Annotated in this window: 13 protein-coding genes; 2 read left to right on the top strand and 11 right to left on the bottom strand. The window is 64.6% G+C overall.

The genetic code is table 11. The features are described from left to right. Positions 1-111: 111 nt before the first annotated feature. The 9 genes from HALRU_RS03305 to HALRU_RS03265 all read right to left on the bottom strand — a co-directional run bounded on the left by HALRU_RS03305 (position 112) and on the right by HALRU_RS03265 (position 9,627). A complete protein-coding gene (locus HALRU_RS03305; RefSeq protein WP_015299990.1) occupies positions 112-1,095 on the bottom strand; it encodes an AbrB/MazE/SpoVT family DNA-binding domain-containing protein in 984 nt (327 codons plus the stop codon). A 12-nt stretch (positions 1,096-1,107) separates the two neighbouring features. Next, positions 1,108-1,785, bottom strand: a complete 678-nt coding sequence (gene phoU, locus HALRU_RS03300; protein WP_015299989.1) for a phosphate signaling complex protein PhoU — start codon at positions 1,783-1,785, stop codon at positions 1,108-1,110. Positions 1,786-1,790: 5 nt separating this feature from the next. Beyond that, a complete protein-coding gene (gene pstB / locus HALRU_RS03295; protein WP_015299988.1) occupies positions 1,791-2,696 on the bottom strand; it encodes a phosphate ABC transporter ATP-binding protein PstB in 906 nt (301 codons plus the stop codon). Beyond that, complete coding sequence (gene pstA / locus HALRU_RS15925; protein WP_015299987.1) at positions 2,693-4,321, bottom strand: phosphate ABC transporter permease PstA; 1,629 nt, start codon at positions 4,319-4,321, stop codon at positions 2,693-2,695. The genes pstB and pstA overlap by 4 nt, the downstream gene beginning before the upstream one ends. Further along, positions 4,321-5,313 (bottom strand): phosphate ABC transporter permease subunit PstC, encoded by a 993-nt coding sequence (gene pstC / locus HALRU_RS03285; RefSeq protein WP_015299986.1) that lies wholly within the window; start codon positions 5,311-5,313, stop codon positions 4,321-4,323. The genes pstA and pstC overlap by 1 nt, the downstream gene beginning before the upstream one ends. A 62-nt stretch (positions 5,314-5,375) precedes the next feature. Further along, positions 5,376-6,365: a PstS family phosphate ABC transporter substrate-binding protein gene (locus HALRU_RS03280; RefSeq protein ID WP_015299985.1), complete on the bottom strand. Its 990-nt coding sequence runs from the start codon at positions 6,363-6,365 to the stop codon at positions 5,376-5,378. A 292-nt stretch (positions 6,366-6,657) separates the two neighbouring features. Further along, positions 6,658-8,427 carry an archaeosine synthase subunit alpha gene (arcS, locus tag HALRU_RS03275; RefSeq protein ID WP_015299984.1) on the bottom strand — a complete coding sequence of 590 codons (1,770 nt, stop codon included), beginning with the start codon at positions 8,425-8,427 and terminating at the stop codon, positions 6,658-6,660. 113 nt (positions 8,428-8,540) lie between these two features. Then, on the bottom strand, positions 8,541-8,999 hold the full coding sequence (locus HALRU_RS03270; RefSeq protein ID WP_015299983.1) for a universal stress protein: 459 nt from the start codon (positions 8,997-8,999) through the stop codon (positions 8,541-8,543). A 199-nt stretch (positions 9,000-9,198) separates the two neighbouring features. Then, positions 9,199-9,627 carry an RNA-binding protein, contains TRAM domain gene (locus HALRU_RS03265; RefSeq protein ID WP_015299982.1) on the bottom strand — a complete coding sequence of 143 codons (429 nt, stop codon included), beginning with the start codon at positions 9,625-9,627 and terminating at the stop codon, positions 9,199-9,201. 256 nt (positions 9,628-9,883) lie between these two features. Here HALRU_RS03265 and HALRU_RS03260 point away from each other — a divergent pair, with 256 nt between their 5' ends. Next, positions 9,884-11,224, top strand: a complete 1,341-nt coding sequence (locus HALRU_RS03260) for an IS200/IS605 family transposon protein TnpB (protein WP_015299981.1) — start codon at positions 9,884-9,886, stop codon at positions 11,222-11,224. 44 nt (positions 11,225-11,268) lie between these two features. On the opposite strand, the gene tgtA is transcribed toward HALRU_RS03260, so the two are convergent. Continuing rightward, positions 11,269-12,741, bottom strand: coding sequence for a tRNA guanosine(15) transglycosylase TgtA (gene tgtA, locus HALRU_RS03255; protein WP_015299980.1), 1,473 nt, complete (start codon positions 12,739-12,741; stop codon positions 11,269-11,271). A gap of 72 nt (positions 12,742-12,813) precedes the next feature. Continuing rightward, entirely contained in the window at positions 12,814-13,368 is a 555-nt protein-coding gene (locus HALRU_RS03250; protein WP_015299979.1) for an NUDIX hydrolase, read from the bottom strand. 206 nt (positions 13,369-13,574) lie between these two features. Between HALRU_RS03250 and HALRU_RS03245 the strand changes: the two genes are divergently transcribed. Further along, the gene (locus tag HALRU_RS03245; RefSeq protein WP_007698902.1) at positions 13,575-13,850 is read left to right on the top strand and encodes a PadR family transcriptional regulator; all 276 of its coding nucleotides are present in this window, start codon (positions 13,575-13,577) and stop codon (positions 13,848-13,850) included. Positions 13,851-14,031: the final 181 nt, after the last annotated feature.

Here is a 14,031-nt window from a genome sequence, read left to right as displayed (position 1 = left end):
CGATCCGACGCGGGTACCTCGATGCGCCGTGGCGCGAAGACGCGCTCGCGAATCCTGTTACGGTGTCAACAGGCGACGATCGGACCATCGCGGCACGGCCCGCCGAATGTCTCAGCAACAATCACCGTCGGCCGCGTCGATCGCCTCCGAGGCCGAACGAGCGGCGGCGGCGATCCGGTGAAGGGAGTCGGCGACGAGTTCGTAGCGGACGGCGTCCGACGCGCGTGCCACTTCCGACAGCGCCGCTACCTCGGTCGTGGCGCGAGCGTACCGATCCAGGACGGGTTCGGGCCGGCCGGCGAGTGCCGGATCCAGGACGGCCCGAACCGCTTCGTCGGCCGGCTCGAAGGCCTCCCGTATCGGCGGTTCCGGTGGACTCGACTGGCGAGCGGCGGCGGTCGCGATCCGTTTGACCTCGTCGACGAGCCGGGAGAGAGATCGGGCCGTCCGGTAGTGCGTGAACGCGGCGGTCCGATCGGCGCCGAGCCGGTCGAGTTCCGTCACGTCGGCCAGGCCACGGCGGAAGCCGCGGCACACGAACGCAACCAGTCGATCGACATCGTCGGACAAATCCAGGGCGCGAGTCGTGAACGCAGCATCGTCTGCAACCAGGGCCTCGATCGCCGCGTCGTACGCCGAGTTCGTGCGGTGGCGGATCTGGGACACCGTCTGGGCGAGCGAGACATCGGCCGCGTCGAGGAGGTCCGTCGCGACGAGTTCGGTTTCGGATTCCCGGTGGATCTCGAGACCGATCAGTTCGGCGACCAGAGTCGACAGATCGCGCCGGAGTGGCGGGTCGATGGCCGCAGCGTCGACGACCGCGATCCGCCCGCACCCCGCAGCGTAGGCGTCCCGAACGCGAGAGAGTACCAGCGAGGCGTCCGCCGACTCGGCGTCGATGCGGGTCGAACGCGCCGCCGGTTCGAGCGCCTCCGGCGCGAGGACGAGCCGGTCGTCGTGCGGGTAGAGGCGGATCGACGCGCCGCGTTCGATCCCCTGTTCGAGCGCCCACGTCTTCGGGAGGGAAACGACGAAGGTCGAGTTCCCGGCCAGCTGAACGGTCCGCTCGACGGCGTCTGACATCTCGGTGCTCATTGATTCGGTTGATCAGTACAGCAGTTCGTCGTCATTTTCGACCATGTACAGGGTCCGGGCCGCGATGTTGACCGCGTGGTCACCCACCCGTTCGAGGTCGCGAATCGTCAGCAGGACCCGCGAGACGTCCGCCAGAACGGGTTCGACGGATTCCGGCGCGTCGACGGCCACGCCGGCGGACAACAGGTTGCGGACCACGACCTCGTTCGCCCGTCGACACCGGTCGTCGATCTCGTCGTCGCGGGCGGCGATTTCACGGGGCGTGGCCCCGTCACCCTCGGCGTAGGCCACCGCCGCGTCTTCGACCATCTCGACCGTCGCCTCGCCGATCCGGACGGCGTCGATCTCGGGAAACCGCACGCGGTCGGCATCGAGGGTGTACTGTGCGAGGTTGGTCGCCAGATCGGCGATCCGTTCGAGGTCGGTGATGATCTTGAACGATGCAACGACGAACCGCAGGTCGCTCGCGACCGGTTGCTGGAGCGCCAGCAGGTCGATACAGTCGCCCTCGATATCGAGGTACTGGTCGTTGATCTCGTGATCGCCCGTGACCACGCGCTGGGCAAGTTCGCCGTCGCGGGATTCGAACGCGTCGAGCGCGAGTCGCAGTCGGTCACAGACGAGATCGCTCATCGTGAGGACGTCCGACCGAAGCCGATCGAGGTCGTCCTGGTAGGAGTTTCGTGACACTGAGATCACCCAAACTTCCCGGAGATGTAATCCTCGACGCGGTCGTGTTCGGGGTTCTCGAAGATTTTGTTGGTGTCGTCGAACTCGACGAGCTCGCCACCGGTGAGGAAGACGGCCGTCTTGTCGGAGATCCGGGCAGCCTGCTGCATGTTGTGGGTGACGATGACGACGGTGTAGTCCTCGGCGAGTGCCTCGATCAGGTCCTCGATCTTCGAGGTGGCAACCGGGTCGAGCGCACTCGCAGGCTCGTCCATGAGGATGACGTCGGGGTCGACCGCGATAGCGCGGGCGATGCAGAGGCGCTGTTGCTGGCCGCCCGAGAGATCGAGTGCGCTCCGGTGGAGCTTGTCCTTTACTTCGTCCCAGAGCGCGGCCCGCTTCAACGCCCGCTCGATGATTTCGTCAGTGACCGTCTTGTTCTGGACGCGGAGGCCGAACGCGACGTTGTCGTAGATGCTCTTCGGGAACGGGTTCGGTTGCTGGAACACCATGCCGATTCGGCGACGCAACACGACGGGGTCGACGTCGTCGCCGTAGAGGTTCGTTCCCTCCAGCAGGACCTCACCCTCAATACGGGCGGCCTCGACGAGGTCGTTCATCCGGTTGAGACAGCGGAGGAACGTCGACTTCCCACAACCCGACGGACCGATCATCGCGGTCACCTGCTGGCGTGGGATCGTCATCTCAACGTTCTCGAGCGCCTGCTCGTCGCCGTAGTAGACATTCAGGTCTCGCACCTCGACGACCGAAGGGGTCGACCTGCGCTCGCGGTACGAGACGTTCGTGTCGAACTGGGGTGCTCCGTCGCCGGTCGGCCGTTGACCCTCCCCTGTCGACTGCTGTCCATCACCGACGGTTCCGCCGTCGTCGACTGGCTGTACTGTCGCGTCGTCAATGTCGTTCTTGCTCATGATTTGTCTCGCTTCTGGTACCGGTTCCTGATCAGGATCGCCGCCGCGTTCATCAGCAACATCAACGCAAGCAGGACGACGGCAGCCGCAGCGACGACGCCCGTCCGGTACTCGGGGATGTTGTTGCCCTTCGCGGCGAAGATCTGAAGTGGCAGTGCGGTCGCGCCGGAGAAGATACCGTCCGGGGGCGAGAAGCGCGTGGTCGCGATGGCGAGCATCACGAGCGGCGCCGTCTCCCCGATCGCGCGTCCCAGCGCGAGAATCGTCCCGGTCAGGATACCGGGAACCGCCTCGGGGAGGACGACGTTCCGCACCGTCTGCCAGCGGCTCGCGCCGAGCCCGTACGATGCGTTGCGGTACTCGTCGGGGACGGATCGGAGCGCTTCCTGTGCGGCGACGATGACGATCGGCAAAATCAGGAGGCCGAGCGTCACCGCGCCGGCGATGAGAATGCCCGGCGTCAGGCCGAATCCCTGGCGGAATAGCGCGAGGCCGAGCAGGCCATAGACGACCGACGGGACGCCGGCAAGGTTCGAGATATTGACGTCCAACACGCTCGCGAGTCGGCCACGCCACCCGGTAGAAGCGGCGTACTCCTCTAGATAGATCGCTGCCCCGACGCCGACGGGGAACGCCAGCAGCGCCATCAGCCCCACCAACACGATGGATCCGATCAACTGCGGGTAGATTCCGGCCTGTCTGGGCCGAAAGTCCGACCAGCTATCCAGCAGCAGTGTCGGCGTCAACCACGTCTCAATCGAGGAGACATCGAAGAAGCTCACGAGCCACGCCCCGGCGAGCATGCCGCCGACGAGAACGTACGGGCCGAGCAGCCCGGCTGCTCCGTTACGGTTGTGGTGGAGCGTGTCGACGGTGAAGAAGGCGACCGGTGCCACGAACCCGCCGACGAGGACGAGCCACAGCGACGGGTCGACGCCACGCACCAACGCGACGACGACGGTGAGACCGACGGCTCCGAGCACGGCCGACACGGTCACGACGGCTGCTCGCTGCGACCGGCGCCGGCGAGCGATCTCGCCGAGTATCAACGCGACGGAGATCGGCACGAAAATCGCGTATAGGACCCAGTCAGCGGCCAGTGCGACGACCGGAGCGACGAGGTCGTAAAGGAGAAAGCCCGCGAGCAGGCCGAGTAACGTCGATATCGGAATAGCCGGCCCCGTGTACTGGTTCTCGCCGACGAGACGCGCGTACGCGAGGACGAATGCGGGCGGACCGAGCGTGAAGACCGTGTGAATGCCGACGTCGCGGGGGCCGAGCGCGTCCGGAACGGCGAAGGCGACCAGGCTGAACGCGAGACAGCCGAAGACGACGACGTACGACCGCGCATTAACCTCCGCCATCGCCGGCCGTCGACGGACGTACAGCGTGTACGCGCCGATCGGCCCGACAAGCGTGCCGAGGTAGACGAGATACCACTCCGGCGAGGCCGCGTCGACGCCGAACGCATCGGCGCCGATGAGGACGAACAGCGCGACGAGCGCTAGCAGCCCGAACAGTGTCGCGACGACGAGCGCCCCCTCGAAGAGTCGCCCCTTGACGCGGCGCCACCAGAGTTCCCTGTCGGCCTCGAAGGTCGGCGGGGAGCCAGTTTCGGCCGCCATCAGTCGTACACCTCCCGATAGCGTCGCCGCACGAACTCGGCGAGGACGTTCATCACGAGCGTCATCACGAACAGCGTCAGCCCGAGCGCGAACATCGACTCGAACAGGACGCCGCCGCGATTCTCGGCGTTCGCGATCTCGACCATTGCCGCCGTGATCGGCTGGCCGCCCTGTGCGAGGTTGTCGAGGAGGTTCGGGAACGACGGCATGCGCGGACTCGTTCCCATGGCGATGGTGACCGCCATCGTCTCACCGATGGCCCGCGAGATGGCGAGCACGTACGATGAGATGATCCCCGACGTGGCTGCGGGCACGACCACTTTCGTCGAAACGTCGAACTTCGTCGACCCGAGCCCGTAGGCTGCGTTCCGGAGGCTATCCGGGACTGCGCTCAGTGCATCCTCGCTGATCGAGGAGACCATCGGGATGATCATGACACCGACGACCACCGACGCCGACAACGCGTTGAACGTCCCTAGTGACGGCATGGTGACCGAGAACTCCGGTACTACCGGAAGCCACGATGGTAGTATCGGGATCGTCAGCGGCAACGGTTTGTCCAGGATCGGGGTCAGGTACACGAGCGCGAAGTAGCCGTAGATGACGGTCGGAATCCCGGCCAGGATTTCGAGTGCCGGTTTCAACACCGATCTAACGCGCTGTGTCGCGTACTCGCTGAGGTAGATGGCGATGGCGAGCCCGATCGGCAGCGCGATCATCGCGGAGACGATCGTCACCGTGAGCGTGCCGCTGATCAGCGGCAACACACCGTAGGACTGCTCCCCGATCATGGGGCTCCAGTCAGTGCCGGTCAGATACTCGATCAGCGATACCTCCGTAAAGAACGTAATCGTCTCGAACAACAGCGCGAGGACGATACCCAGTGTCACCCCCAGCGTCAAGAGCGCACACCCGGTCAAAAGGTATCGGTAGAGGCGCTCCTTCTGGACCGCAATCCCCTCGCGCTGTAGAACGTGTATTTCGTTACCCATCTTATTTCTCAATAATTAATTTACAATCGGATTGGAAACCGAAGTCATGCGGATCGCGTTCCTCAGAGATACTCTTCCAGTTTCTCGATGTTCTCCGTGGCGCGATCTTCGGAGGATTGGACGTAGCCGATGCGTTCCGCCATCAGTTTCTTGTCCGTCGTCTTGTCGATGTAGAACCGGATGAACTCCTGAAGGTGCTCCTTCTCGGCGACCTTCTCGCTGTTAGCGTAGAAGAACAGCGGGCGGGCGAGCGCGTACTCGCCGGTCGACGCCGCATCGAGGCTCGGCTCGACGGGGTCCTCGCTCTCGGTGGCGGCCAGCGGCACGGCGACCGTCTCGTCGGGGTTGTTCATGTAGTAGGCGAACGGCAGATAGCCAAGTGCGAACTCGTTGCCCTGGACGCCCTCCGCAATCTGGTCGTCCTCCTCGGTGCCGGTAAAGTCGGAGCGAATCCGGCCGGCTTCGCCGAGAATCGTCTCGGTGAAGTAGTCGAACGTCCCCGACGTCGATGCCGGGCCGAACAGTTCGATTTCCTCGTCGGGCCAGTCGGCGTTGACGTCGGCCCACGTCTCGGGTGTGTCGTCGGGCGTCCAGATGGCCTCGAGTTCGTCGTAGGTCAGTGAGTCGATGAACTCGTTGTCGTTATTGACGACGACGGTCAGGGCGTCCTTGGCGACTTCGAACTCGACGGGTTCGAAACCGTTGTCCTGACACGCCTGGATCTCTTCCTCTTTAATGGCTCGACTCGCATTGTTTATGTCCGCGTCGCCGGGGATGAACACGTTCTCGAAGCCGCCGGAACTCCCGTCCTTGCTGAGGTCAATCGTGACCTCCGGCTGCTCTTCTTTGAACAGCTCGCCAACTGCCGTCGCCACGGGATAGACCGTACTGCTTCCGGAGATTCGGATGTTGCCGGAAAGGTCGCCCTCGCCTTCGTCCCCCTCGGTTTCCGAACAGCCTGCAACCGACACGGCGCCGACCGCACCTGCTGCCGCGATGAAGTTCCGCCGCGATACACCACCAGTGAACCGCCCGAATCTGTCGTCGGACATCACCTGTGCGTCTCCCGGGATGGGTTAAGTAGAATGCTAATATCTATATATCCGAATCCGAAGTGCTATAGAGCCGTCCGTAGCAGCCAGTACAACGGGGGGGATCGGACCGATACCCGGCCCACAGGCCCAGTATCCAGCCCAGAACGCCTCCTCGAGAACGGAACGTCAATATGCGGTGATCGAGGATAGGAGAAATTCCGGGGGTATATCAAAAGCGACGTGAGAGAATCGGTGAGTAACGTATATCTATATAGATTCCGCGAGAGAGTACAGCGGCTGGCAGCGGCAGTTACAACTCCTCGACGTGACGGACCGCCACGGCTTCGCCGCGCGTACTCTCGGCCATCTCGCGGCCAAACATCTCCGCGCGACCGACGGCGAACGCCTTCGGACCTTCGACGATCACCTCGTCACCGACACGGATCTCCTCGTCGGCGTCGACGATGCCCGGCGCGAGGACGCTGCCGTGCGGAACGAAGCCGTCGATCTCGACCCGCTTCGTGGGTGCGTCGCTGTCGGCCCACAGGCGAGCGCCGTCGAGCGTGAAGGAGAGCGTCCCGTACTGGGGAACCATCGTCGCGAGTTGCGTCTCCTCGCCGTCGCGCACCTGGATCTTGGGGTAGCGGCTCGTCGTCTGCAGGTCGACGTCCGCGAAGAGGGCGTCGCCGGCCCCGTCACCGAGCAGGTAGTCGGCGATGGCGCGAACGGTGTTGTGTTCGCGCTCGCGCTTCGAGTATTTGAGCTCGCCGTCGAGCGCATCGGCGAGATTCGAAAGTGATTCGTCGTCCGTCGGATGGCCGCCCTCGGGGACGGTGTAGGTGACGCGATCGCCGAGGTCGAGTTCGGTCTCGACGCGCTCGACGACGTCGCGATAGCCCTCGTCGGGGACGTGGGCAACGATCTTCGAGTACTCGTTGCGTTCCAGATAGCGACGGAGGATGCTGGCGACGAAGTCGATCTCCTCGGCGCTCCAGCGGCCGGTGACGACGGTGTCGTAGTGTTGGGCCGGATAGGTCGTCTCGAGTTCCTGCGGGACGACGCCGATCGGACTCGTCATCGAGACGAGGTGGGCGCGCCACCGGATGACGTCGTGGAACTGGCCGTGGCTCTGTGATTCGCTGTAGGGCTTTCTGGCCGAGCAGGGGACGAGGACGAGCGGATTCTTGAATCGGTTCCGGTATCGGCTCGTCACCCGGTCGGCGTAGCGCTGGATCTCGGTACGTCGGAGCGTGTCGCTCGTCGTTGCCGCGATCTCGGCCTCCCGGAGGATCGGCGCGCGCTCCTCGACGTAGGCCCACTGGTCGTCGAGCTCGCGCATCGCGGCCGTGAGCCACTGATCGTGGCGGGCTTGCCCCTCGATGTAGTCCCGCAGCCGGCCCGATCGGATGCGCTGGCGAACGGTCGCGAGTTCCGCGGCGAGGGCGTTCCGGTTGTGGTCGACACAGTCCGCACGCGTGAACGCGTCTCGCGGCCCCTGGCAGGCCGGACAGGCACAGGGGAGTTCGTCGAGTTCGTCGAGCGGGTAGTCGCCCTCGGTCGTCAGGTAGCGCCCACGAGTTCCCTCGGCGGTCGCACGTGCCGCATCGACCCCGTCGACGCCGGCGGAGGCGAGCACGGCGACGTTTCGCGGCGTCGCGACACCGGAGAGGATCACGGCCGCGTCCGTCGCGACCGTCTCACGGACGTCGACGACGGCATCGGCGAACGCGGCGCCGTGACCCCGGATCGACTGGGCGTCGGAGAGGACGTACGCGTCGGCGCCGTAGTCGACGGGCGACTCGCTCGAGATCACGGCCGCGCTCGGATAGTCGACGGCAGAAGTCGCTGGCGCGAACGAATCGCGGACCTCGGCTGCGGTGCCGCCCGGGAACGCCCGGTGCGGAAGGACGGTGAGCGCCGACGGATCGCCGTCGGGCCGGTCGCGGTCGGCGACCCACTCGGAGCCGCCGTCGACCAGGATATCGTCGACGAGCGCCGGGGTCTGACGCGGGTCGGCGAGGCGAAACTCGCCGAGGCGCGCCGGCCCGTCGCGCTCGTGAATCTCGAAGTACTCGGTCATAGCGCTACTGCGAGCGGGAAGCGAAAGAGAGTATCGAAACCCGACAGTGGATCGAAGGCCGGCGACGACGAGACGCTGGCAACGACGAGACGCCTGGCGAGGACGAGTCGAACTTACTCCAGATCGACGGTGACCCGGCCGTCGAAGCCGAGGATCACCGACTGTGCGACGTCGCCGAACAGTGCTTTGCCAGTCGGCGACCGTTTCTGTCCGACGATGAAGATGTGGTCCGACTCGGTCTCCTCGGCGGCGTCTAAGATCTCGTCGGCCTCCGACCGATCGTCGACGATACGGGGGACGATGCGGTACTCGACGTCGAGATCGTCGAGGACCTGGTTCGCCAGCGATTCGATCCGCTGTTCGAGCTGGTTACGGAACGTATCGATCCCGTAATCCGTCCCTTCGATCTGTTCGAAGCCTTTCATCGCGTCTTTCCCGTCCTCGTACTCGTCGTAGCTGAGCGTCGAGAACAGAATCAGTTCCGCGTCCGCGCCGGCGGCGAACTCACCCGCCGATCGGAGCAGTTCCCGGTGCCGGTCCGTGTCGCTGACGGCCACTAACCCTCGGTTCATGGGGCCACCAATTCAGCGGACCTTCAAAAATTACCGGGTTTTGTAGTCGGGACGTGAGGGAGTGTTGTCGAGGAGGTCTCGGTCGCCTCGGGCGCATCAATGCCTGTTTAACAGCCACCGTGAGCGGTAGTGACGGCACGTCCGACGAGTACGGGCGACCAACAGCGACACGTGGCCGATCGTCCGTCACCATCGGCCACTACGCCCGGCCCTGAAACGCGGCCGTCGCAGAGGTCTTCCCACGATTGAACGAGAGAATCGAGATGCGAATCGTGTCCGCCGGATCGACGTCCGACGGGACGTCCGTGACGAACACGACGAACCCCTCGACTTTCGCGACCGCGTGGCGCTCGCCAGAGTGGTGGTGGGAGAACTCCTGAACGCCGACGGTGTACTCATCGCCGACCGACACCGGTGGCTCGCGGTCCTGCGCACGCTCGTGACTCGTCCGAGAACGGCGGACGTCGCGCCGGACGCGCCACCAACGTCGAAGGCGGCGGATGGCCACGAACCCGACGATCACCAGTACGACCGCGCCGATCGCGCCACCGGCTACCATCGGTTTCTCGAGCGCGGCCTCGATACCGGCCCCGACGACCTCGCGAACCGTTGCGACCCCTTCGTCCATCGTTCCGAGAAATCGAGCGCTCCCTCTTCGGTGTTTCCACTTCGAGTGGAGTCGCGACGTGAGGAGTTACGGCGTTACCATCGGCGGGTCGTGTAGCAACCCCTTGGACGGAGATTACGGAAGTGCGAGGAGAAAGCCTCGCCCTTTAGGGCGAGGATGAATCCGACAACGATTGAACAATCCACGTTCGATAGAAAGCCCGAGTCTCCAACGAAAACCCATAGTTTTACAAGCACCCAATTGAAATAAATCGAGGATGAAGCGAGCCAACCAGTTCAACGTTCGCCCCCGCTTCACGGAAGAGCGTGAGGTGTTCAAACGCTGGTTGGACGCTTCTGCCAGTCTCTGGAACGAGACCAACTACGCTCGCCGCCAAGCCTTCCTCTCAGGCAGCAATGAGAGCGTCTGGGACGCTGAGACAGGCGCACTCGGAGGCAAATACAAAGCCGCCCTCAGCAGCTCCGTCGCCCAGCAAATCATCCGCAAGAACTCGGAATCGTGGCGGTCGTTCCTCAGCCTCAACGAGAAGTACCACGCTGGGAAACTCGATGAGAAACCCAGCCCACCAGGATACTGGGGCAACGAAGACGACGGACGGGTACTTCGCACGTACGTCCGCAACGACCAGTACACCATCGAACTCGGGGAACGGTCCCGACTCGAAGTCCCGATTGGCTCCGAACTCAAAGACGAACTCGGCTTGAACCGGAATCAGCGTCTCCGTGTTGAGGTGTCGGGTGACCCGAAGTGGAGCGGCGAGCAGGGCCGATTAGAACTCGTGTACGACGAACTCGCAGATACATTCAGGGCTTTTCAACCAGTCACTGTTGATGATTCTCAACTGGATTCACCACTGGCTTCCCACGAAGCCGCTCTGGACGTAGGTGCGAACAACCTCGTCGCCTGCACGGTTTCGACAGGGTCTCAATACCTATACAAAGGGCGCGGGCAATTCGAGCGGTTCCGCGAAACGACGCACCGAATCGCAGAACTGCAATCACGCCTCGAAGGCCAACGGAAGACCAGTAAGCGTATCGACTGTTTGTACCGTAAGCGCACGAGTCGTCGAAACCACGCGCAGGACAGCCTTGTCCGAGACCTCGTGGAGCGACTCTACGACGAGGGTGTCTCCACGCTGTACGTAGGTGATATCAAAGGTGTCTTATCGACGCATTGGTCGGCTCGTGTGAACGAGAAGACGCATAACTTCTGGGCGTATCGACGGTTCATCAACCGCCTCGAATGCGTGTGCGAAGAATATGGTATCACGGTTGAGGAGGAATCCGAGGTGTGGACGAGTCAGGAATGTCCTGAATGCGGTGAACGTGATGACACGGTTCGTCATGAGGATACGCTGACGTGTCCGTGTGGGTTCGAGGGGCACGCTGATTTGGTAGCGTCCAAATCGTTCTTGAGACGGCAGACCACTGCAGTCGGGTCGATGGCACGGCCCGTGTACCTCAAGTGGAACAATCACGATTGGCGGGAACACCACAGCCCGCCCTCCCTCGTGGAGACAACAGCCAACGAGGCGTACACAAACCAGAGTACCACTGTTCACGGTGGGAATATCGCTCTCGGGGACTCAGACGACTGAGACTCCCACGAGAGGAATCCTCGCGCTTCAGCGCGGGGAGGATGTCAAGACTCGCCGTCGAACAGGGCCAGTTCGTCGGGCAGCGATTCGAGGATCGCCGGCGGCCAACCACGGTGGGCGAGGCCGAACGTCGTCTCTGGGTGGGCACAGACGAGTCGAGAGACGCCCCTCGCTGCCGCTTCGAGCGCCGCGCGATCGGGTCGCGTCGGTACCTCCGCGGTGAGCGGATAGGTCCGCGAGAGCGCACTCGGTACCGGGCCGAACGGCGGGACGACGCGCCAGACGTCGTCGTACTCGTCCGACGGCGGATCGGGGCCCTCCGTGAGGAACAGTGCGTCCGGGACCGACAGCCGATCGAGCCGGTCGTGGTGACGGACGACCTCCGGCCGGCGAGCGCTCTCGGCGGAGGTGGCGAAGAACGTGCCCTTCGAGGACGGATCCTCGCGTTCGAGCTGATCGGCGTGGTCTAACAGGGCACGGTAGCCGTCGAGCATGGCCGGGTGGCTGCGGGCGCGCTCGTCGACGAGTTCGAGCAGCGACCCCTCGCGGATCGCCGCCTTGATGCGTCTGATCTCGGCGAAGCTGACGTGGAGGTTGTGCGCCGCGAGCGCCGTCTCGCGGCGGTCGTCTGGCAGATCACGCAGGCCCGCGGCGCCGTGATCGACGCAGATCGGACAGGAACAGGGCAGGTGGTCGAGATCGTCGAGATGGCGGGTGCCGCGGACGGTGAGGTAGCGGTCGTCGCGCGCGTAGATCGCGTAGGCCGCCGAATCGAACAGGTCGCAACCGAGCGCCGCGGCGAGGGCGAACATCATCGGATGGCCGGCGCCGAAGAGGTGGACCGGCGCGGCGGGGCCGAGGCCGCGTTTCGCCGCCGCGACCGCGTCGACGACGTCGGCGTAGCGGTACTCGTTCAGCAACGGGACGACCGCACCGATCGGGAAGACGTCGAGGCCGGTTTCGGCGGCGTGTGCGCCCGCCCGCTCCCGGAGGTCGGGGTGGGTCGACCCCTGAACCGGGGCGGAGACGAGCATGTCGCCGGTGTCGATCGAGGCCGCGAGTTCGAGGCGCTCCTGCGTGGTCTCGAGTTCGGTTTCGGCCGTCTCGCGGGAGACGCCGGGCTCGGTCGGGATGTCGACCGGCGTCGCGATGTCCGAGCCGATGTCGAACTGGAAGTCGAGGATCTCCTCGGTAGTGACGTCGATCTCACCGTACTCCGCCAGCTGGAACGAGCCGGAGTCGGTCATGATCGCCCCCGGGAAGTCGAGCAGGTCGTGGAGCCCCTCGTCTAACGCGCGCTCGCGGTAGTCCTCGGAGCCGTGGAAGATGTAGGCGTTCGTGATGAGCGCCTCGGCACCGAACTCGTCGGCGAGCCGACGCGGCGCGATCGTGTCCAGGTGCGGGTTGATCACCGGCAACAGCGTCGGCGTCTCGACCGTGACCCCGGCCCGGGGTACCGTGAGTTCGCCGATCCGGCCGGCGGCGTCCGCAGTCTGAAGTTCGAAGCGCTCACCCATCGCGTTGGGCTTCGTGGCCGCGTCGGTAAACGTTGCGTTCCGGCGGCCGGGAAACCAGCCCCACGACGGGCGTCAGTCTGCAGGCCCCGCCAGTTCGTAGTACGAAACGGCGAGAACCGGGCGCCCGTCGCGAATCTCGCCGTCGAGGACGGCCCGTTTGAGGTCGTCGTACGGGCGCTCACGGACGCGGATCGTCTCGTCGTGATCGAGGGACTGGTCGCCGGTCTGTCGACAGTCCCGGGCGACGAACAGGTGCAGGAGGCTGTCGGCGAGGCCGTTCGCCGGTTCGACGGTACAGAGCGGGTCGATCGTCTCGGCCTCGTACCCGGTCTCCTCGGCGAGTTCGCGGTGGGCGGCCGCAGACAGATCGGCGTCGCTCGATTCGACGCCACCGACCGGCACGCCGGTGACCCACCGCTCGACGGCCTGGCGCCACTCCTGGGTCGTCACCACGGCGCCGTCGGGAGTGAACGGCAAAATCGCCACACTGGGCGGCTCCGAGAGGTAGTCGAAGTCGGTTTCGGTGCCGTCGGGCAGGCGAACGGTCTGCGTAATCACGTCGAAGCCGGGACAGGAGTACGCTACCGATTCGTCGCGAGTTTCCCACCGACGCGGCGGCTCGGGCATGGCAGGCGGTACGATAGGCCCCCACAAAAGCGCCGCGTCCGGCGGGGACGGTCGGTCGCGACCGACGGCCGATTCGCCGTCGAACGACGCCGACGGCCGCCGAGAACGGGAAACCCGGCGACGTAGCCGGTTCGGACCCGTTATCAGGACGTACCAGTCACATAACAAAGCCCCAGATTCCGATACAGTCACTCTCAGAGGGAACCATGGATCAGCTCACCGGCTTCCAGCGAGACCTCCTGTACGTCATTACGGGGATGGACCGACCGTCCGGGCAGGACATCCTGGACGACATCAACGACTACGTCGAACAGCCAGTCACTCACGGCCGACTGTACCCGAACTTGGACGCCCTCGTGGAAGAGGACCTCGTCGAGAAGGGACAGTTAGACCGACGGACGAACTACTACGCGTTGACACCGAAAGGAAAACGTGAACTCGAGCATCGCCAGGAGTGGGTCGAACGGTACGTGGAGCACTGACGGGCGACTGTTTCATTCGCCACGACGAACCGCACGAAGCGGTGGGGCTGGCGTTCGACGAGCCGGTGGAGCGCCGGGTCGACGCATAGGAGAGGGCGCGTCGACCCGGGCAACCGATCCGCACGAGCAGGGTTGAGCGTCACCGCCTGTCACGCACGACGTGGTCCCGAAATCGTTTTCA

The organism is Halovivax ruber XH-70, assembly GCF_000328525.1.
GTDB classification, from domain to species: domain Archaea; phylum Halobacteriota; class Halobacteria; order Halobacteriales; family Natrialbaceae; genus Halovivax; species Halovivax ruber.
The sequence above is the reverse complement of the archived record's forward strand: the minus strand, read 5'-3'. Positions and strand labels throughout refer to the sequence as shown.